This is a genomic window from Ensifer adhaerens (assembly GCF_000697965.2).
GTDB classification, from domain to species: Bacteria; Pseudomonadota; Alphaproteobacteria; order Rhizobiales; family Rhizobiaceae; genus Ensifer; species Ensifer adhaerens.
In genome coordinates this window covers 492,215-512,871 of record NZ_CP015882.1, presented here as the reverse complement: position 1 = coordinate 512,871, position 20,657 = coordinate 492,215, and the positions used below count along the sequence as shown (strand labels likewise).

The following is a 20,657-nucleotide window of genomic DNA, read 5'->3' as shown; positions in this document are numbered from 1 at the left end:
GAGAACAGGAAATGAAACGATTGCTGCCGATGGCTCTGGCGCTTGCCTCCGCCACCTTCATCAGCCTTGCCGCAGGGGCTACTGCCCATGCCGCCGACGAGAAGCTGGCCGCCGCCCTGCCGGATGCCGTGCGCGACACCGGCAAGCTGAACGTCACGATCAGCCTTGCCTATCCGCCGATGGAATACAGCGACGCCGGCTCGACCGAACTGAAAGGCTTCGACATCGATCTTGCCAAGGCGATCGCCGAGCGCCTCGGCCTGACGGCGGAATTCCAGAACGTCGAGTTCCCGCAATTGATCCCGCAGGTGGTCACCGGCCGCTCCGACCTGATTATGACCGCCTTCTCCGACAAGGTGGAACGCCAGACGCAACTGGACTTCATCGACTACTTCAAGACCGGCAATGTCTTCTATTCGACCGCCGACCACCTGGGTGAGATCAAGGTCGAGGCCGACCTCTGCGGCAAGACGGTTGCGGTCGCGACTGGAACCAGCTGGGTCACCTGGGCGGAAAACCTTGGAAAATCCATCTGCCCGGCCGACAAGCTGATCACCGTCATTCAGATCCCGACCCAGGCCGAGCACATCATGCAGATCCGCCAGGGGCGTGCCCAGGCTTCCGTCATCGGCCTTGAAGGACTGCTCGACTTGATGAAGCAGGAGCCGGACAAATTCTACCAGATCGGTGAGGTTGGCGAGATCAACCACTACGGCATTGCCCTTGCAAAGGCCAACACGCAACTGCGCGATGCAATCAAGGGCGCGCTCGACGCCATGAAAGCCGACGGCACTTATGCACAGATCCTCGACCGCTACGGCTTGAAACAGGCGGGTGTCGAGGAGTTCAAGATAAACGGAGCCACGAAGTAACAGAACCGCGCCGGAGCCTGCCTTGACCCATCCCCCCATGCCAGACGTCTCAACCGCAACGGGCGAACGCCCTGACGATCGACTGTCGCGGCTGCGCCTCGATCTCTATTCGAGCGAGCAGCTTTACCGGCAGCTCTATCGGGCGCTGCGCGCCGCGATCCTGAGCGGCGACTTTTCCGAAGGTGAAGCCATTCCCTCGGAGAACCAGTTGCGCGACCAGTTCGGCATTGCCCGCACGACCGTGCGCAATGCGATGGCGCTTCTGGTTTCGGAGGGCCTCGTCCAGCAGGTTCGCGGCCGCGGCACAATCGTCTCGCACCGGCCGATCAGCCACAACATCTGGAACTTCGGCAGCTTCACGGAGCTTGCCCGAAAACAGGGCCAGCGCCCGGTGACGCAGGTGCTGGAGCACCGGGCAGACAACGGCCAGCTCGTGCTGGTGCGCGCCCGCGGGCTTGCCAACGGCGACAGCGTGACATGGCTGAACGTCGACACGTCCGAGCTCGATCTCGCCCTTTATCCCGGGCTTGATCGATACGACTTCGCGTCGCAATCCCTCTACGAGGTGTTGCGCCGCGACTATGACCGTCACCCCCTGCGTTCGGAACTGCTGTTGACCGTCGTGCCGGCTTCCGATCGCCTGCGGGAGGTCTTTGCCCCGGCGCAGGACGTGCCGGGCTACCTTTGCGCCAGCGGGGATGTGCTCGACGCGGACGACCGGTTGGTCGAGCGCACGTCGATCGTCTACTCGCCGGCAGTCCAGATGAAATTTGCAACGCGCTGGGGCCGCGAGACCGCGCCGCACGGCGTGCAGGAGACATGACATGAGCCGCTTCGGCGACACCTTTACCATCCAAAAACCGATCCTCGGCATGCTGCACCTTGCCGGTGACGGCGCTCAGGCCAAGCTTGCCCAGGCCGAAGAGGAAGCCCGCATCATGGCCGGCGAAGGCGTCGATGGGCTGGTGGTCGAGAACTATTTCGGCGATGCCGAGGATGTCGAACGGGTGCTAGAGCGGATCTTCCACCTCGACCTCGGAACGCGCATCGGTGTCAACGTCTTACGCGACGACTCCCGCGCCTTCGCGCTCGCGCGGACCTATCCGGTCTCGTTCATCCAGGTGGATTCCGTTGCTGGCCACCTGCCGCCCGAAGCAGACGTCCCCTTTGCGACCGAACTTCAGACCCGCCGCGACGGTGTGACGGCCCTGCTCCTCGGTGGTGTCCGGTTCAAGTACCAGCCGGTCCTATCAGGCCGGCTGGAGGAGGAAGACGTGCGCATCGGTGCGTCGCGCTGCGACGGGCTGGTCGTCACCTCGGACGCGACCGGCCAGCCGACCGACTTGGAGAAGGTGGCGCGATTCCGCGCGGCGACCGGTGGCGAGACGCCGCTCCTGATCGGCGCCGGCCTCACCGAAGCCAACGCCACCGAGCAATTGGCTCAGGCCGACGGCGCCGTCGTCGGCAGCTGGTTCAAGCACGATCACAAGGACACCGGCCGGGTCGAAGCCGCCCATGTCGCAGGCTTGATGCGTGTCGTGCGCGCGATCAGGAGTGCGGCATGAACGTCGTCCACGCCCGGCCGGTGACCCCGGACAATTTTTCCCGCTACGGCCGGGTGTACGACCTGACCGGTGACACGGACGGCAAGGTCGTCTGGACTGTCGGCGACGGCTGGAACGACGGCTTTACGAAAACGCCGTTGATCGACGGCCGCGGTCATCTCGGCATCACCCGTGGCGGACAAGCGCCCTGGGACTGCCGCGCGATGGAGCGGCACCCGCTGACCGAAGAGGCGATCTTCTGTCTCGCTGAACCGGTTGTCCTTGCGGTTGCGCCGGCGTCGGATGGCGAAGCACCTGATCGCGACGAGATCGAAGCCTTCGTCATCGCGCCCGGGCAGGCTGTCGTCATGGATCGCAATGTCTGGCACGATGCCTGCCGCGGCGTTTCCGGCCCCGCACCCTATTACTGGATGGCCGTCTGCGGCCTCGGCGAAAGCCCATGGGTAGCAGTTTCGGGCGGTCCGATAAAGGTGTCGGCGGCAGCGGGCACGGGACTAACCTTATGACCGCATTCTTCATTGGCGATGTCGCCCTCGACGAATACTACACCGCCGACCGCTGGCCCGGCCGCGCCGACAAGGGCATGATCAAGGAGCTTCCGGCCGAAGCCGGCGGCTCCATCGCCAACGCCGCCGTCGTGCACGCCGGTCTTGGCGGCGATACGCAGTTCATATCGCTGCTCAACGACAGCCCATTGTCCGAGCGCCTGATCGCCGATCTCAGGCAAAATGGCGTCGGCGTCGATCACATGCTGATCGATCCGGCCATTCCGGAATCGCGCAACTTCATCTTCCTCGTCGAGGGCGAGCACATCGTGCTCACCGTCGAGATGGGCGAGCAGCCGATGTGGCTTTCAGGCGCCAGTCTGAGAGCGTTGCGCCAGCCGGGTTACCTCTACACCACGCTCTATCGCGTCCGCCGTCTGCACGCCAAGACGCAAAACGGCGTTCTGAAGCAAGCCGATCTCCTCAGGGACCTGCATTCCAACGGGCGCCGGGCGATCTTCGATCTCGACGTCGGCGGGTGCACGCCCGAGGACATGCCCTATCTGACTGGCGCGGCTGTCGTCATCTTCAACCAGATCGGTTTCCACACCGCTTTCGGCCACGACGACATCAACCTCATCGGCGACTGGATGCGAGAGCACCAAATCGACCGAGTGGTGCGGACGCTGGCCGCCGACGGCGCGGAGGCTCGCAACCATGAAACGGTCTTGCACGTGCCCGGCTTTACCTTGAATGTCGTCGACGTGACTGGTGCCGGCGACACCTTTGGTGGAACGCTTACCTGGTGCCTGTCGCAGGACCAGAGCTTCGAGGAGGCGCTCGACTTCGCAGTCGCGGCCGCTTCGCGCGCCGTCACCATCCATGGCCCGCGCGCAGGCAAGGCGACACCCGAAGATGTCCTTGCCTGGCGACGGCGGCACCGCCACCAGGATCGCTGAACTGGCCTCATGGGACGCACCCGAACCGCAGGCCCTGCGGTTCTCCCGAACCATGACAAACACAAGCGTTTGGCCGATCACGGGGCGCACCTACCCGGATTTACCGTCGCCGTTTGCATCGATCACGACGCGCACCGGCCCACCGTCTGGTCGTGCGGCATCGGCGGGAGGCCGGGCGCAGAAGGCCATCGAAGGTAGCGTGGGGCGATCGAGCCGCAGGACACTCCTCGAGCCCGTTGGTGTGTCAGCTTTGCGATATCAGTTTGCTCGAAGGGCTGCGGCGATGGTCGCATATATCGTTTCGACCTCGTCCTTGCCGATCGTCAGAGGCGGCGACAAGACGATCGTGTTTGCGACCGGACGAATGAGCACGCCGCGTTCGAAGCAGAATTCATAGACCTTCTTGGCGAGTGTCTTGCCGACGGCGGCGTTTTCGCCAAGCTCTATGCCCGCGAGCAGACCGAGGTTGCGGATGTCGGCGACACCGGGCAGTCCCTTCAGGCTGTGCGCACATTGCTCCCAGTGCGGCTCGAGCCCCGCTGCCCGATCGAAAATCCCCTCGGAAACATAAACGTCCAACGCCGCCAATCCGGCGGCGGCCGCCAGCGGATGGCCGGAATAGGTATAACCGTGGGAGAGTTCGACCGTACCTGGTGCCGCCTTTGAGGTAATCGCATCGTAGATGCGATCGCTGGCAATGACGCCGCCCATCGGAACCGCGCCGTTGGTCATGCCCTTTGCCACCATCAGTAGATCGGGCTTTACCGAAAAGCGGTCGGCCGCGAAAGCATGGCCGAGCCGACCGAAACCGGTGACGACCTCGTCGAAGATCAACAGGATGCCGTGGCGCGTGCAGAGTTCGCGCAGCCGCTCGAGATAGCCGACCGGCGGAACGAGAATACCGGTCGATCCCGCGACCGGCTCAACGATGACGGCGGCAATCGTCGATGCATCGTAGGTCGCGATCATCTGCTCAAGCGCATCGGCCAGCCCTGCCCCGTGCGGCGGCTGACCGCGGCTGAAGGCGTTCTTCGCCGGATCATGCGTGTGCGGCAAATGCACCGTGCCGGGCAAGAGCATGCCGAACTGCTTCTTGTGCGGGCCCATGCCCGCAGCCGACAGGCCGCCGAAACCGACGCCGTGATAACCGCGCTGACGCCCGACGATGCGCTGGCGCTGCCCTTCACCCCTCGCATGATGGTAGGCAAGCGCGATCTTGAGCGCGGTATCAGCCGCTTCCGAGCCGGAATTGGTGAAGAACACGCGGTTCATGCCTTCTGGCGCAATCGACGTTAGCCGGTTGGCATATTCGAAGACCAGCGGATGCCCGAGGCCGAACGAGGATGCGAAGTCCAGCCGCGCCGCCTGTTTCTGGATCGCCTCCACGATGCGCGGATGGCCATGGCCAACGTTGACGCACCAAAGCCCGGCGATAGCGTCCAGCAGGCGGTGGCCGCCGCTGGTGAAGTAGTAGAGCCCTTCGGCACGGGAGATGAATTCAGCATTCGCCTTGAAGTCCCGGTTGGCCGTAAATGGCATCCAGTAGGCATCAAGGTTGTTCGGGCCGGGCGTGGTGAGCGTATCCATGGCATGTGGACCTTCTGTGAAATGGGCAGGGCGCGCGCGAGGCGACGGCGACCAAGGTTCAAGCGGCAATTTCGTCGCGATAGGTCGGGTAGCTCTTGAAGCTCGGATTGTCGGCCGGCAGCACCGCGAGTTCCATTTCACCTGCCGCCGGCCGCATCACGATGGTCGCGACTGTCGCCGAGACATGGCCGCGGGACGAACGATGCGGCGGACGGCAGACGGCGTAGGGATAACCAAACTTGTCAGAAAGCGCGGCTTTGACCTCGGCGACGCCGATCTTGTCGGACTTTTCGAGAATGCGGCGAACGCGCCAGTCGCGGTAAAAACTGTCCGACCAGCTTGAATGAGCCTGCTCACGCAATTTCAGAAGCGCCGTTTGGCTCTGCCAATGGTTGGCGTGCACGATGAGATCGTTTTCCGGATAGATGTTGAACGCTTCGTCCGGTGCGCATTCGAAGCTGACGGCAAAGCCATCCTTGTGGCTCACGATGATGTTGTTCGACGCCGACTTCCTCGTTCCGGCAACGGCACGCATGGCCATCGCCAGATGTTCCTGTTGCAGGACCATGCGCCGGATGAGTGCTAGCGGCACGCCGTCGCCGGCAAAGTCGCGGTCGCTCTCGAGATAATTTGCCGTGACGGCGATGCCCTTGTCGTTCATGCCGCTGCGTGCAAGGCCACCGGCCTCCGTGAACGTCTGATAGGACGGACCTTCATCCGGCTTGACGCGCAAGACGATCGCCGTCTCCGCGCATTCTGCCATCCAGTCCCAGTTCTGCGCGTGCACGAGCTCTCCCGTGGCGCTGCGCTCAGGCAGGACAACGACACCGGTGCAGCCGTCGCCGGAATGCTCAGCCCTCGCAGCCTGGGTCCTTCGTGCCCTCGCAAGGATCTCAGTACGGGCATTGATGAGGACGACGTGCTCGAACGGCAAGTCCGCACCTTCGGAGATACCCTTCATCTCCACCACGAAGTTTGGGTCGAATGCCTCGATGAGCGGTACATAGCCGGCAACGATCGACTTCAGGTCGTCGGCCAAGACCCCGAGCGTCGCAAGCCGACCAGCATACAGTTCGACGCTGCGACGCACACGGTCCTTCGCCTGCTGCCCATACTGACGCCCGCGCTCGAGCGGAGTTCCTGAGATCGAAACGAACGGAAACGGTGCGGCGGTCATCTGTCTTCTCTTTCACTCTATGTTGCGTTTTGTGTGTTTAAAATGCACTATCACAAGGAATTGTCCAGAGGAAATCGAACAGCTATGTCAGAAGCGCACCCCAAAGACCGATCAGACCCTGGAGCCAGTTGATGAGCACGGTAAGCAGCCCGAGCGCGTTGCAGATCGACATTGCCCGGCAGATCCTGCTTCAGGCACAAAAAGAAGGCTGGCGGGCAGGTCATCCGATTGTCGAGAAGACCCTGGCAACAATGTTTGGCGTATCGCGCACACCGATGCGGGCCGCTCTCGAAATCCTTGCGACCAAGGATCTCGTGCGCCTCATCCCCAACAAAGGCTTTGTCGCCGCCACCGATCTCGGCAACGGCACCTACATCGAGACATTCAGTGAGAGCGAAACGGAGCGCCTCAAGCAGCAGATCCTGCGCGACCGCTCTGTCGGCACCATTCCGCAGGAAGTGTCGGAAAATGAGCTGACGGAACGCTACGGCATTGCGCGCGGGACGATCCGCAAGGCGTTGACGCAATTATCCTCCCAGGGCCTCATTCATCGCCAGCGCGGCCACGGATGGGCGTTTGTCGATTCGCTCGACAGCGCAGAAAGCCTGGCCGAAAGCTATCGTTTTCGCATCGCGATCGAGCTTGCAGGCCTTGCCGAGCCGAACTACCGCGCCGATCCGGATGCGCTCAAGGCCCTCATTGCCGAACATGAAAGCATGTTCGACCAGATCAATGCCGCCGGCAGCATCAGCCGCGACAGCTGGTTAAAACTGAACGCCTCCTTCCACGAGACACTCGCCACCTGGTCCGGCAACCGCTTCATCCTGCAATCCGTGCGCATGCAGAACGACCTCAGACTGCTGCGCGAGTCCTCGGTATTCGATCGGCTCCGGCCCGAGCGCATGGAGAGGTCGCTGAAGGAGCACATCCAGATCCTCCGGTATATTGGCTCCGGCGAGATCGAATTCGCCCAGCTTGCGCTGCGGCGCCACCTTGAATCGACGCTGCAGAAAGTCGAGGACCGGATCCGCAGCGAAAGATAACGCCTGCCGAGAGCGCATTTACCCCCCCCTTTTGGGGAGGCCAACAAGGTTTGCGATTTTTCATATTGCATTATGATCAAACAAAAGGCACAGTTCGCTCAACCGGAAAACCGGGCAGACCACAAAGAGGAGAACTGAGGTGAACCGTAGACAGAGACTGGCCGCGTCGGCCGCAGCACTAGCGCTGACCTTGACCTGCGGCCCGGCCGCAGCAGAAACGCTGAACATCGCACTCAATGCCGACATCCGCAGCCTTGATCCGGGCGTCAACCGAGACGCCAACAGCGACGCCGTCGTGTTGCACATGGTCGAGGGTCTCGTTGCATATAGCGAGGACGCCTCGGTAAAGCCGCTGCTTGCCAAGGAGGTCGCTGTCTCGGACGACGACCTGACCTACACGTTTAAGCTCAGGGATGGCGTCAAGTTCCATAATGGCAACGTGCTGACTTCGGCCGACGTCGTCTGGAACTGGAACCGCTACATGGACGAAGCCACAAAATGGCGATGCCGCAACGACTTTGCCGCGGGCGGCGCCGCCCATGTCGTATCGGTCACGGCACCCGACGACAAAACCGTCGTCTTCAAGCTCGAAAAGCCGAACGCCCTCTTTCAGGCAACGCTTGCCAGAACCGACTGCGGCATGACCGGCATACTCGACAAATCATCGTTTAACGCCGACGGCTCGTTCAACGTGCCTGTCGGCACCGGTCCCTTCCGGTACAAAGAATGGCGTAAGGGCGAATTCATCGACCTCGAAGCCTTTGCCGACTACGCGGTACGCAGCGAAGAAAAGCGGGACGGCTACACCGGCGCCAAGCGTCCGCTTGTCGAGGCCGTCCGCTTCGCCGTCATTCCCGACCGCTCCTCCGCCAAGGCTGCGTTGCTCAATGGCGACATCGATATCGTACCGGACGTTCCCTATGCCGATGTCGAGGAGTTCAAGCAGAACGCCGATACCGCCGTTTCGCTGGCGACGAATCCCGGCATCGTCGCGCTCCTGTTGCAGACGCGCGATCCGCTGCTCAAGGACATGCGCATCCGCAAGGCCATCGCCATGGCTCTTGACACCAAGACCATGGTCGAGGGAATTACGCTCGGTCTCGGCAAGGCCAACAACTCGCTGATACCGCCGACCTCAAAATACCACTCCCCAGCCCAGACCCAGGGCTACAGCTACGATCCCGAGGCGGCAAAGGCGCTGCTGCAGGAAGCCGGTTACAACGGCCAGCCGATCAAACTCATCGCCAATACGCGCTACTCCAACACCTACGACGCGGCAATCGTGGCACAGGCAATGCTGCAGCAGGTCGGAATAGCCGCGGAACTCGAAGTGCTCGAGTGGGCGGCACAACTCGACCGATATCAGAGCGGCAACTATACGGCGATGGTGTTTCCCTATTCGGGACGCTACGACCCCGCACTGACCATGGACTCCGTCATGGGCAACAAGGACAAGGAGCCGCGCAAGGTCTGGGACGATCCGGACGCGCAGGCCATGCTCGCCGACGCCGTGCGTTATTCCGACCCGGCCAAGCGCCAGGAGCTTTTCGACAAGCTACATACGCGCTTCCTGGAAACCGTGCCCTTCATCATGCTCTATAACGGGCTCGAGGCTTCGGCCTACCAGAAACACGTCCAGAACTACGCGGCCTCGATCTTCTCCATGCCAAGGGCGTGGGAAGTCACGATCGCCGAGTAAGAGAGTTCGCTCGAGATGCTGCGCTTCATCCTTTCGCGGATAGGAATGGCCGTTCCGACGGTTTTCCTCGTCGCCGTCGTCGTCTTCTTCCTGATACGCCTTGTTCCGGGCGACCCGGCAGCATTGCTGCTCGGCGACATGGCGTCGCCGGAAAGTGTCGCTGCCTTGCGCTCGGACCTTGGACTCGACAAGAACATCCTGACGCAGTTTGCGATCTGGCTGACCAGCGTCCTGCAGGGCGATTTCGGGACGTCGATCACCACGAAGGAGCCGGTGACCCATCTCATCATCGAGCGTTTCAAGGTCAGCGCCGGCATCGTCCTCGTTGCCGTCGCCCTTGCCTCGCTGGTCGCCGTTCCGGCCGGCTTCATCGCCGCCCTCCGCCAGAACTCCAGACTTGATTTCACCCTTGTGTCGATCGCCGCGTTGCTTCTGTCGATCCCGACCTTCTGGCTCGGTCTCGTCATTCTGCTCATCTTCGGCCTCAAGCTCGGATGGTTGCCGGTGGTCGGCTACGTCTCCGTCGCCGAAGACCCGAGCCGCGGGCTGCTCTATGTGCTGATGCCGATCCTCACGCTCTTCCTGCACGAGATCGGCGTGCTTCTGCGCATGGCCCGCGCCTCGGCGCTCGAAGTTCTCAGGCTCGACTACATCACTCATGCGCGCGCCAAGGGCCTGCCCGAGCGAACGGTGCTGTGGCGCCATGTGTTCCCCAACGCCTTTGCGCCGACGCTGACGCTGATCGGCCTGGTGCTTGGCAACATGCTCGGCGGTATCGCCGTCGTCGAAACCGTGTTCACGATCCCGGGTCTCGGGCGGCTCCTCGTCGATGCGATCTTCGGCCGCGACTATCCGGTCATTCAGGGATGCCTGCTCTTCATCGCGGTCATCTACGTGCTGGTCAACCTGATCGTCGACCTGTGCTACCCGCTCTTTGATCCGCGAGTGAAAATCACATGAAGACCCTTTCTGCCAATGCGCTGGTTGGCGGCCTGTTCGTCGGCGCCTTCGTGATCGTCGCCTGCTTGGGCTCCGTCTGGACGCCCTATGATCCGATGGCGCTCGACATGAAGGCACGCCTCGCCGGCCCCTCGGCCCGGCATCTGCTCGGCGCCGACGAATTCGGACGCGACGTGCTTTCCCGCTTGATGCTCGGCGCGTCGGCGAGCGGCATCGTCAGCCTTGCCACGGTCGCGATCGCAACTGTGCTCGGCACCGCGCTTGGCGCCATCTCAGGCTATGTCGGCGGTTGGACCGATCGGGTGCTCGTCGCCGTCACCAATGCCCTGCTCGCCTTTCCCGGCATCCTGCTTGCGCTTGGGCTGCTTGCGATCTTCGGCGCCAACAAATCCGGCATCCTGCTGGCGCTTGGCATTGCCTACACGCCGTCCGTAGCAAGGATCGTTCGGGGCACAGTGCTTTCGTTGCGGGAGAAGGAATTCATTGACGCCTCCCGGATTGCAGGCGATTCCGAAATCTACACGCTGCTGCGCCATATCCTGCCGAATTGCATCGCGCCGCTGACGGTCCTGACAACGTCGATGTTCGGGTGGACACTTTTATCTGAAAGCGCGCTTTCCTTCCTCGGCCTCGGCGTGCCGCCACCGGCCCCGACCTGGGGCAACATGCTGGCCGCTGCCCGCCCCTACCTCGCCCAGGCGACCTGGCTTGCAATCTTTCCGGGCCTTTGCATCTCCGTTGCGTTGCTCGGGATCAATCTGCTTGGCGATGCGCTGCGGGATAGGCTCGACCCGAAAATGAGAGGCACGCAATGACCCAGCTAGCACTCCTGACCGTCGAGCAACTCGTGCTCGGCACCTCGGCTGCGATGGCACCACCCGTCGTCGATTGCGTCAGCCTCACTCTTCGCGCTGGCGAACGCATTGGCATCGTCGGCGAATCCGGTTCGGGCAAGTCGATGTTGATGCGCGCTGTCATCGGCCTTCTGCCGCCCGGGATCGTCAGGCGCGGGGGCTGCGTCCGGTTTGCCGGCCGCGATATGAGCGGGCTTGCGCCGGACGACCTGCGTAAGCTGCGCGGCAAGAGCATCGGGCTCATCTTCCAGGAGCCGATGACCTCGCTCAATCCGGCGCTCACCATCGGCCGCCAGATGGAGGAAGGTCTGGCGCTGCACACGACAATGGACGCGTCAGCGCGTCAAAGCGCAATCCTGGCGATGCTGAAACGTGTCGGCATTGCCGATCCGGACGCGGCCGTCCGTGCCTTCCCGCATGAGTTTTCCGGTGGCATGCGGCAGCGCATCATGATTGCCTCCGTCATGCTGCTCGAACCGGCGCTCTTGATCGCGGACGAGCCGACGACCGCACTCGACGCCGTCGTGCAACGTGACGTGCTGGAACTGCTGCATGCGCTGGTCGAAGAGAAAGGCACCGCGATGGTGCTGATCAGCCACGACATGGCGATGGTGGCGCAATATACCGATCGCGTGCTGGTCATGCAGAAGGGTGTCTGCGTCGAGGAAGGGACAACGGCCGAACTCCTCCGCATGCCGCGGCACGACTACACCCGGAAACTTCTTTCGGCCCTGCCGCGCCGCGCGCCGGCGCGTGCAGTCGCACCGAATGCTCCGCTCGCCAGCGTCAGAAATATGAAGCTTGCCTACGGCAGCGGCACGGGCGCAAAGCCTGTCTTGCATGGCATCGATCTCGATATCCATCCTGGAGAGATCGTCGCGCTGGTCGGGGGGTCCGGCTCCGGGAAGACGACGCTTGGCCGCATCATCGCCGGGCTGCTGCAACCGGATGAGGGCACGCTTACCTTCCGCGGACAGGTGGTCAATCGCAAAAGCAGCGGCTTCGCCGACTACCGCGCCAATTGCCAGATGGTGTTTCAGGATCCCTACTCTTCGCTCGATCCGCGCATGCGGATCCGCGACATCGTGGCAGCGCCGCTCCGGCACGAAAAATCGATGCGCGCCGCAGACCGCCGTGCGCGGGTCGATGAGGTGCTCGCCGAAGTGGGTCTCGCTCCGCAATTCGCCGAGCGGTTTCCGCATCAACTCTCCGGTGGGCAAAGGCAACGTGCCGCCATCGCCCGCGCGCTTGCTCGCCGGCCCGACCTTGTCATCGCCGACGAGGCGGTCTCAGCGCTCGACCTGACCGTAAAGGCACAGATCTTCACCCTTTTGAGCAAACTGCAGCGAGAACAAGGTTTTGCATGCCTCTTCATCTCCCATGACCTGGGCGTCGTAGAGCAGATCGCCGATAGAGTTGTGGTCATGCACAAGGGCGTTATCGAAGAACAGGGCAGCCGCGACGAGATCTTCGACCGCCCATCCTCGGCCTATACGCGCAAGCTCCTGTCTGCCGTACCGATGCTGACGCCGGCGGCCGGCGGAGGCATCGATCTCGTCTGGCGCGCCGCTTGACGGGAGCTGCTCGCGCCACAAAAACTTAAGTCGTCGCGCCTGGCGCCTTCGGCTTGGGACCCGGTGGCCGCATCGCTTTCCAGTCAAGGCCGCCTGGCCAGGCGGCCTGTTCCCCATCGACCTGATCCTACGGCATCGCGCTCAAAGCGGCGAACTTCATTCAGTAAAGGGTTTCCCATGGCTCACTACCCAGACATCCTGCTTCATATCGACGGCGCCTGGCGGCCGGCGCGTTCCGGCAAGACCATTCCCGTCATCGACCCGGCCAACGAGGAAACGATCGGCCAGGTGGCCTGGGCCGAAGTGGAAGACCTCAATGAGGCGCTTGCGGCCGCCGAGAAGGGCTTCAAGACCTGGCGGGCAACCTCCGCCTTCGACCGCGCCCAGGTGATGCGGTCGGCAGCCGCCCTGCTGCGCGAACGGGCCGGCGACATCGCCTTTCTGATGACGCGCGAGCAAGGCAAGCCGCTTGCCCAGTCGAAGGGCGAGATCCTTGGCGCCGCCGACATCATCGAGTGGTTCGCCGAGGAGGGAAAGCGGGCCTACGGCCAGATCATTCCGCCGCGCGCACCCGATGTCACCCAGATGACCGTCAAGCTGCCGGTCGGTCCGGTTGCCGCCTTCACGCCCTGGAACTTTCCGATCAACCAGGTGGTGCGTAAGCTGTCGGCGGCGCTGACCACCGGATGCTCGATCATCGTCAAGGCGCCCGAGGAAACACCGGCGTCGCCGGCCGAACTCATCCGCTGCTTCGTCGATGCCGGGCTTCCGGCCGGCGTCGTCAACCTTGTCTACGGTGTGCCCTCGGTCATCTCGGAATACCTGATCGCCCATCCGGTGATCCGCAAGATGTCGTTTACCGGCTCGACCCCGGTCGGCAAGATGCTGGCGGCCCTTGCCGGCCAGCACATGAAGCGCGCGACGATGGAACTGGGCGGGCATGCGCCTGTCATCGTCACCGATGATGCCGATGTCGAACGCGCCGTCGCCATCATGTCCGCCAGCAAGTACCGCAATGCCGGCCAGGTCTGCGTGTCACCGACCCGCTTCCTCGTGCAGGAGCGCGTCGCCGATCAGTTCCTCGACGGCTTCGTCGCCGCCTCGAAGACGATCAAGGTCGGCAACGGTCTCGAAGCCGGCGTCGACATGGGGCCGCTTGCCAATGAGCGGCGCATCCCGGCGATCGAAAGCCTGGTTGCCGACGCGCTCGAGCATGGTGCCCGATTGGCGACCGGCGGCCATCGCATCGGCAACCGCGGCTACTTCTTCGAGCCGACGGTTCTGGCGGACGTGCCGCTTTCCGCCCGGATCATGAACGACGAGCCGTTCGGCCCGGTCTCGATCATCAATCGCTTCCATGATCTCGACGAGGCGATCAACGAGGCCAATCGCCTGCCCTTCGGTCTTGCGGCCTATGCCTTCACCGGATCGGAGCGCAGCGCCCACCGCCTGGCAAGCGAGGTCGAAAGCGGAATGATTTCGATCAACCATCTGGGCCTGGCGCTCCCCGAAGTCCCCTTCGGCGGCATCAAGGATTCCGGCTACGGCACCGAGGGCGGATCCGAAGCGATCGAGGCCTATCTGGAAACACGCTTCGTCACGCGAAAGAGCGTCTGACGCCGCAGCAGGTGAAACGTGGTCTGAGGAGCGACGTCCTCTTGCGGAATTCCGTGGATACAGTGGCGAATTTTCCACAACCCTGACGGTTTCAGTCCTTGGACAACGAGGTATGGCTCGTGAGGGATAGAAGTTCGACTTTGCACAACGTCATTCGAAGTGGCAGGCATGAGCTTGCGGCACTAGATAATTGAGCACCGCTGCCTTGATGGTGGAGGAGAGAAAGCCGTAGTGGCCGGCTCGCATCGAAAGCATGGTGGCCGCAGTAGGACGAAGGACAGCAGGCATTGTCGACATCCCGCGTTCGCGTCATCGATCTGGAAACGGCCGGCAACGGACCGAACGACGTCTGCGAAATCGGGTGGCAGGACGTGGTCCTTGAAGACAATGGACGGTGGGTCGTCAACGACGAACGCGGCGCATTGATGGTCAATCCGGGTCGGCCGATTTCGCCCGACACGATGGCCATCCATCATATTCTCGACGAGCAAGTCGCCGGCGCGCCCTACTGGAAAAATGTGGCGCCAGAAGTGTTGCATCCGCACGGCGGGATCGACGCGTTGGCCGCACATCGTGCAGCCTTCGAACAACGGTATTGCACGCCTCGTCTCACCGGCGGCTTGCCCTGGATCTGTACCTGGAAGTGCGCCCTACGGATTTGGCCCGATCTGCCACGATTTTCCAACCAGATGCTCCGCTACCAGCGTATGCCGGAAGGGCTCGTTCACGAGATAGGTCTTCCGGCCCATCGAGGCATGCCGGATGCCTACGTGACGGCCCATCATCTGCGCGATCTGTTGAACGCTGCATCGCTCGGTCAGTTGCTGGCGTGGAGTGCCGAGCCGGGCTTGTTGCCGCGCGTGCCCTCCGGGCCTGATCGTGGGAAGGGCTGGGATCGCCTTAGTACGGAGACGCTTACCGAATTTCTTCGCGATAGAGATAGCGACATCCGCTTCAGCGCCCAGACCGAGTTGCAAAGGCGCGGTGAATTCGAACCAACCGCTGCCGACGAGCCAGTGCAGCAAACCTTGCTATGACTGGAACTGTGCGCGCGCATGCGCCGAATGAAGGGCGGCACCAGGGTGGCGCTCGGCGAACGCGGTGATCTGCCTTGGTGAAGTACTCTACTCAGCATCGACAGGAATTGCCTTGAAGACACGCAAACCGCTTATCCTCACAGCCCGGATCGCGGAGATCGATCTTGAAATCTTCGATCGCCTTCGAAACGCGCATTTCCCGTCGGAGCGAAACTTCCTCCGCGCTCACCTCACGATGTTTAATCGTTTACCGGGCGAACACCTCGAGCGGATCGTTGGAGAATTGCAGGCCGCGGCCACCAAGCGTGACCAGATCCGCGCGCAGGCAGCCAGTGTTCGCCATCTCGGCGCGGGTGTGGCGTTCACGATCAGAAGTCTTGAGCTTGAAGACCTTTATGCAGAACTAAAGCGCGCTTTCATGCCATGGCTGGGCGGTCAGGACATGCAGAGGTGGCAGCCGCATATCACCGTCCAGAACAGGGTTTCGCGGTCAGCCGCAGACACCTTGCACCGGCAACTGACGCACGATTTCAAACCACGATCGTTAACGCTGGAGGGCCTGGATCTCTGGAGATATCTAGGCGGACCTTGGCAGCTCGAACGAGCGGTCTGTTTCGAGATCTCCGCTCTCCGTACAGCGCCATTGGCCGGCTCAGCGGCGATCGTTGACGATCATCGCTGAGCCACATGGGCGGACAGATGCTTTATCCGCGCGCTTATGACCAACAGGGTCGGGGCACAGAGACCTCGAAAGAAGACTGTGGGCCGCACCAGGAAGAGACCGCCTACCCGTCACATCGCGCGGAGGCGTACATCGATGACGGATGCGATGCCGAACTCGCTCAACTCTCCGAGCATCGTTCTGACCGGGTCTCGGTCAGGAAGATGGCGAACGCTGTGGCGGGCAGTGCGAGGCCGATCATGGAGGCGAGCCACCATCCACCAGAGGCAAATGCCCAGGCACCCAGGGCAGAGCCAATGGCGCCGCCGGTGAAGAAGATTGCCATGAACAAGCCGTTGAGCCGGCTGCGCAAGTCCGCGCCGAGTTCGTAAATCGAGCGCTGCCCCGTCACCAACGTCATGGTGACGCCGAAGTCGAGCAGGATTGCAGCAAGCGTTAAAAATGTGAGCGCAAAGGTCGAACCTTCAGAGATTTGCGTCATCAGAAAAGCGGCCGCGACACTGACAAGGCCGAATGCCGTTGCCGGCCGCACCAATCCCTTGTCAGAAAGGCGCCCAGCGATGGGCGAAGCAATTGCGCCCGCAACACCGGCCAGGGCGAAAAGCGCAATGCCATTATGACCCAACCCAAAGCTGGGCCCGGCAAGATAAAGCGGCGTCACGGTCCAGAAGAGGCTAAATGCGGCGAACTGACAGGCCTGATAGGCGGCGCGCCGCTGCAGGACCGGCTGCGTCGCGAGAAGCTGGGCCATCGACTTGAGCAGCTGGCCGTAGCTCAATCGACCCGCCGCAGGCATGCGGGTCGGCAATTGCGTCCATAGAAGGGCTCCAAGCCCGACCATGACGATCGCGGAAACATAAAACACGGTATGCCAGGAGCTGACGCCGGCAATTAATCCGGCAATCGGCCGCGCCATCATGATCCCAACCATCAAACCGCTCATGATATTGCCAACGACGCGACCCCGAACGGCATCCGGTGCAAGGTTGGCCGCGAACGGCACGATCATCTGGACAGCAACCGAGCCAAGCCCGATGGCGAGCGAAGCGGTGAGAAAGGGTCCAGGTGTGGTGGAGAGCCCGGCCGCGATCAGGGCAAGAGTAACCAGGCTGATCATGGTCACAATCAACCGACGATTTTCCAGGAGATCACCCAGTGGCACGAGGAGCAGCAACCCAAGGCCGTAGCCGATCTGGGTCACGGTCACGATCAAGCCTGTTGCCTCAGCCGGTAGGCCGATGTCGAGTGCGATCGGCCCGGCGAGTGGCTGCGTATAATAGAGGTTGGCGGCAATCAGGCCGCAGGCGGCGGCCATCAGAAAAGTCATGCCGGCGGAGAGACCGGCCGGGCGCTGCGACTGGGCGAGGGAAGCTGGAGTTGTCATGGAATGTGCCTTGGGAGAAAGGAGACGGGCGGGTTGATCAGTCGAGAATGCGCAAGATTGCTTCACCGGAAGGGAGCAGCTGGTTCTCCAGCTCTCCGGTCTTGCCGGCGATACGCACGCCCTGCAGATAGGAAAATAGCGCAAGCGCGGTACTCGCGGGATCGGCGTCATGGCGAATTGAACCATCTAACTGGCCATCGCGAATGAAACCTTCGAGCCGCGTGACGAGCTTGCGATTGTGTCCTGCGACCTTGGCGGCGATCTCGGCATCGGACAGAACCAGTTCCACGGCGGCACCGATGGCCAGGCATCCACGCCTGCCGGTCTCACCACAGGCGGACATGGCATAGAAACTGACGACGCGGGCAACCTTTTCGCGACCGGTGGAGGCTGAAGACAATGCCTGTTCCAGAAGGTCAGCTCGGACCTGTTTATAGCGGTCGTAGGCAGCGACGAAGATGTCACGCTTGTCCTGAAACGCCTTGTACAGGCTGCCGGCAGTCAGTCCCATTTCGGCTTTCAGTTCTGCGATGGAGGTTCCGTGATAGCCCCTCTCCGAAAATATGCGGATCGCCGCATCCAGAGCTTGGGTCATGTCGAACTCGCGGGGGCGCCCGACGGAGCGATGGGAGTTTCTTTCGGAATTCATTTGACAGCCTATTAGGAAACGATCGTTCCCTAATAGGCTGTCAAAGAGATTTGGTCAAGCCGCTTATCGATCGGCATCTATTGGAAAGACGAGTGGCGCGAGCTTAGATCGAACCCGTTGCAGTTGACGATGTCCCACATTACGCTTGGTATCGAGCACATTGGCTGACAGGAGCTGCAGCGTTGGCTCAGAGCGCAGACAAGTTGTCCGTGGGCGTTCCACCGTGAATGCCGTCGATCTCCAGGCATTCATGTCCACGGCGTCGACGGAAGCACCTGAGGGCGATCGATTCGCAAGAGCCCATGCCGGAGTTTCAGACTACATCCTGCTCATCGAGACAGTTACTGAGCAACCGCTGCCCGCCCCGGTCCCCTTGAACCTGCCTTTCCCTTTGTCGTCCTTTATCATGCCGGTGAGGATGTTGCCGCCCTTGCGGCCTTTATGGACGAATGTGAGGGTCATACTAATAGTCCCGTTCCTCGCGACTTTCCCCGAAAGCCCCGAGTTGGAGGATACAACACCGTCATTTACGAGGACGGACGTTGAAAGCTCACGCCAATCACCGCAGTCCGTCGTCGCATGCCTCGTTAGCTTCCACACGCCATTGAACACGCTCAAACCAGCCGCCACGCAACGATTTCGGCGGACTTCCATTCCGTTGCCACAGACGAGCAGGCAGACACGGCCACCCGCCGCCTTCAGACTATTCACGAGCTCCTCGGTGGGCGTGAGCGAGGCAAGCTTGATCCCCTTGCGTTCGGCATAGGCTTGCAGCGCCTTCTGACTGCCGCTACCCCATTTGCCGTCCACCTGCTCAAGGCATCCGACACGCACCAGTTCCCTTTGGGCGATCAGTGTGAGCTCGCCGGCACTCATTTGGCCGGTCGGAGCGCTTGATCCCTTTAAGCCTGATGTGGTTTGCTCAAGTTTAGCAATTTCGGGTGGCACGCCGGTGACCTGCGGCAGGGCGGCACGCTTGAGGTCGCCCTGCCCCAGTTCAGCCGTCTCCCGTTCCTTATCCCGCGCTTCAATCGCTGCGATTTTCAGTTTCGCAAGCGTGACGAAGGCGCCGCTTGGGTATTGCTGAAGGTAGGCCTCAAAAAAGTTCCTCTCGGTCGCGTCCTTGATGGAATTCCAAAAGGACAGCTCCACACTTCTGTCGGTGTCCGATATGACCACCGCCGAGTTCGTTGGCGTCTCGGAGATTTTCGCCGGGTTCAGCACAACCGGGCCCGTCAGTGAGGAACTATCCCAGGGAATCTGCTTACCGCCGGTGACCTGCAAAACGGCGCGACGCACAGCAATCAGGTCATCCGTTATGCTCTGCCCGGGTGTGCCGAGGTGTTGAAGCAAGGCCGACGTAAAAGGGGAGTTTCGACCGGCGCCGTCAAGGGCGACGTTTCCCGGCTGCGTGGCGAACGCAATCAGCGACCCCACACCAGTATCGAGCTTGGCCAGGCCTCGACCGACGACCCGTGTTCCGAGCGACCGGGCCAAAGTCGTAGCGAGCGGATTGTCACGGCAAGCGTCGAGGAAAACCAGATTGACCTTGGCGTTGCGCTCCATGGCAGCAAGCACGAGTTCGATCGGCAGCGCCTCGAAGTCTAGATCATTGTTCGATTTAAGCTGCGCGTCGATCGGGATGATATAATTGCCACCGTTCACCTGCAGCCCGTGACCGGCATAGAAAAAAAGCGCCACGTCTGCGCCTTCGACCTTGCCGACGAACTCTCGGATCACTCCCCGCATTCCTGTCAGATCGAGGTCCCGACCCGTTACCACCACGAAGCCCAGTGCTGTCAATTTCGACGCCATGTCGTCCGCATCATTTTGCGGGTTCGCGAGCTGAGGTGCGTGTCTATAGGCGGAGTTCCCAATGACCAGCGCGACGCGCTTTTCGGCCCAGACGGGGGAGCCCACAAAAAAGAGCAAGAGCAAGACAGCGGCACGAAGGGAATTCATGAAGCAGCTCCACCACTCCGATCCCGAGCCGAGCGTTTGACAGCCACAGCGCGCAACCGTTGCCGTCACTTCATCGGAGCGGCCCCAAAAGGCCGCCACGGGAACATCAAGAATTATCCTGCCGGAGGATGTAGTCAATCGACGTCCGAAAGCAGATGAGATCAACAATCGACGGCTGCTGGTCTAAAAAAGAGCCTCCTGATCGTATGATTACTCCAAACTGCCCGCATGGAAAAATGGATAATCCTGAATGCTCGTAAATATCCGTCCGTACTAGTTCAGAATGACTAAAGACCGAGTGGCTCCCACTACTGTAGATTTATAATCTACTTAATGGGAGCGAACATGGTGAGGATCTTTCTCCTGCTTACAGCGCTGGCCGTCCCGTTGGTCGCAATCGCTGATGATGAAACTGACCGTGCACAGGCCGGTGGACTAGAATTCCGCGCGCTGAAGAAGTGCGTACGAAAGGCGCCCGTGGGCGAGTTCGATAGAAAATGCGACATTCCAGCAGTCGGGTGGCCAGGGGCTGAAGGACTTTGGCTGCCTAG

Annotated in this window: 19 protein-coding genes; 13 read left to right on the top strand and 6 right to left on the bottom strand. The window is 61.7% G+C overall.

Features of this window, described 5'->3' with window-relative positions; all coding sequences use genetic code 11:
- The first annotated feature begins 11 nt into the window (after positions 1–11).
- The 5 genes from FA04_RS30020 to FA04_RS30000 are packed head-to-tail and all read left to right on the top strand — an operon-like array spanning position 12 to position 3,881.
- On the top strand, positions 12–872 hold the full coding sequence (locus FA04_RS30020; RefSeq protein ID WP_051659648.1) for an ABC transporter substrate-binding protein: 861 nt from the start codon (positions 12–14) through the stop codon (positions 870–872).
- 22 nt (positions 873–894) lie between these two features.
- Positions 895–1,695: a GntR family transcriptional regulator gene (locus FA04_RS30015; protein ID WP_143106259.1), complete on the top strand. Its 801-nt coding sequence runs from the start codon at positions 895–897 to the stop codon at positions 1,693–1,695.
- A gap of 1 nt (position 1,696) precedes the next feature.
- Positions 1,697–2,437: a BtpA/SgcQ family protein gene (locus FA04_RS30010; RefSeq protein WP_034803342.1), complete on the top strand. Its 741-nt coding sequence runs from the start codon at positions 1,697–1,699 to the stop codon at positions 2,435–2,437.
- Positions 2,434–2,943, top strand: a complete 510-nt coding sequence (locus FA04_RS30005; protein WP_051659646.1) for an ureidoglycolate lyase — start codon at positions 2,434–2,436, stop codon at positions 2,941–2,943. Before FA04_RS30010 ends, FA04_RS30005 begins: the two co-directional genes overlap by 4 nt.
- Positions 2,940–3,881 (top strand): carbohydrate kinase family protein, encoded by a 942-nt coding sequence (locus FA04_RS30000; protein WP_034803339.1) that lies wholly within the window; start codon positions 2,940–2,942, stop codon positions 3,879–3,881. Before FA04_RS30005 ends, FA04_RS30000 begins: the two co-directional genes overlap by 4 nt.
- A gap of 258 nt (positions 3,882–4,139) precedes the next feature.
- On the opposite strand, the gene aptA is transcribed toward FA04_RS30000, so the two are convergent.
- Positions 4,140–5,468: an omega-aminotransferase AptA gene (gene aptA / locus FA04_RS29995; protein WP_034803337.1), complete on the bottom strand. Its 1,329-nt coding sequence runs from the start codon at positions 5,466–5,468 to the stop codon at positions 4,140–4,142.
- 58 nt (positions 5,469–5,526) lie between these two features.
- A complete protein-coding gene (locus FA04_RS29990) occupies positions 5,527–6,645 on the bottom strand; it encodes a C45 family autoproteolytic acyltransferase/hydolase (protein ID WP_034803335.1) in 1,119 nt (372 codons plus the stop codon).
- Positions 6,646–6,776: 131 nt separating this feature from the next.
- Between FA04_RS29990 and FA04_RS29985 the strand changes: the two genes are divergently transcribed.
- From FA04_RS29985 to FA04_RS29960, 6 genes are all read left to right on the top strand, one after another.
- Positions 6,777–7,688 carry a GntR family transcriptional regulator gene (locus FA04_RS29985; protein WP_034803333.1) on the top strand — a complete coding sequence of 304 codons (912 nt, stop codon included), beginning with the start codon at positions 6,777–6,779 and terminating at the stop codon, positions 7,686–7,688.
- Between the two features lie 139 nt (positions 7,689–7,827).
- Positions 7,828–9,387 (top strand): ABC transporter substrate-binding protein, encoded by a 1,560-nt coding sequence (locus FA04_RS29980; protein ID WP_034803331.1) that lies wholly within the window; start codon positions 7,828–7,830, stop codon positions 9,385–9,387.
- A 15-nt stretch (positions 9,388–9,402) separates the two neighbouring features.
- Entirely contained in the window at positions 9,403–10,347 is a 945-nt protein-coding gene (locus FA04_RS29975) for an ABC transporter permease (protein ID WP_034803329.1), read from the top strand.
- The gene (locus tag FA04_RS29970; protein ID WP_034803327.1) at positions 10,344–11,162 is read left to right on the top strand and encodes an ABC transporter permease; all 819 of its coding nucleotides are present in this window, start codon (positions 10,344–10,346) and stop codon (positions 11,160–11,162) included. The genes FA04_RS29975 and FA04_RS29970 overlap by 4 nt, the downstream gene beginning before the upstream one ends.
- Positions 11,159–12,775 carry a dipeptide ABC transporter ATP-binding protein gene (locus FA04_RS29965; protein WP_034803318.1) on the top strand — a complete coding sequence of 539 codons (1,617 nt, stop codon included), beginning with the start codon at positions 11,159–11,161 and terminating at the stop codon, positions 12,773–12,775. Before FA04_RS29970 ends, FA04_RS29965 begins: the two co-directional genes overlap by 4 nt.
- A gap of 177 nt (positions 12,776–12,952) precedes the next feature.
- Entirely contained in the window at positions 12,953–14,392 is a 1,440-nt protein-coding gene (locus tag FA04_RS29960) for an NAD-dependent succinate-semialdehyde dehydrogenase (protein ID WP_034805416.1), read from the top strand.
- Positions 14,393–14,542: 150 nt separating this feature from the next.
- Here the strand turns inward: FA04_RS29960 and FA04_RS35455 are convergent, their stop codons facing one another.
- Positions 14,543–14,680: a hypothetical protein gene (locus tag FA04_RS35455; protein ID WP_156553119.1), complete on the bottom strand. Its 138-nt coding sequence runs from the start codon at positions 14,678–14,680 to the stop codon at positions 14,543–14,545.
- Here FA04_RS35455 and FA04_RS29955 point away from each other — a divergent pair.
- Together FA04_RS29955 and FA04_RS29950 are read left to right on the top strand one after the other, a co-directional pair.
- Positions 14,680–15,429 (top strand): exonuclease domain-containing protein, encoded by a 750-nt coding sequence (locus tag FA04_RS29955; protein ID WP_034791863.1) that lies wholly within the window; start codon positions 14,680–14,682, stop codon positions 15,427–15,429. The two genes, FA04_RS35455 and FA04_RS29955, sit on opposite strands and share 1 nt — an antisense overlap.
- A 112-nt stretch (positions 15,430–15,541) precedes the next feature.
- A complete protein-coding gene (locus FA04_RS29950) occupies positions 15,542–16,111 on the top strand; it encodes a 2'-5' RNA ligase family protein (protein ID WP_064817064.1) in 570 nt (189 codons plus the stop codon).
- 160 nt (positions 16,112–16,271) lie between these two features.
- Here the strand turns inward: FA04_RS29950 and FA04_RS29945 are convergent, their stop codons facing one another.
- The 3 genes from FA04_RS29945 to FA04_RS29935 all read right to left on the bottom strand — a co-directional run bounded on the left by FA04_RS29945 (position 16,272) and on the right by FA04_RS29935 (position 20,106).
- Positions 16,272–17,495, bottom strand: a complete 1,224-nt coding sequence (locus FA04_RS29945; protein WP_034791853.1) for an MFS transporter — start codon at positions 17,493–17,495, stop codon at positions 16,272–16,274.
- A 37-nt stretch (positions 17,496–17,532) separates the two neighbouring features.
- Positions 17,533–18,144 carry a TetR/AcrR family transcriptional regulator gene (locus tag FA04_RS29940; protein WP_034791852.1) on the bottom strand — a complete coding sequence of 204 codons (612 nt, stop codon included), beginning with the start codon at positions 18,142–18,144 and terminating at the stop codon, positions 17,533–17,535.
- 318 nt (positions 18,145–18,462) lie between these two features.
- Positions 18,463–20,106: a caspase family protein gene (locus FA04_RS29935; protein WP_051659235.1), complete on the bottom strand. Its 1,644-nt coding sequence runs from the start codon at positions 20,104–20,106 to the stop codon at positions 18,463–18,465.
- Between the last annotated feature and the right edge of the window lie 551 nt (positions 20,107–20,657).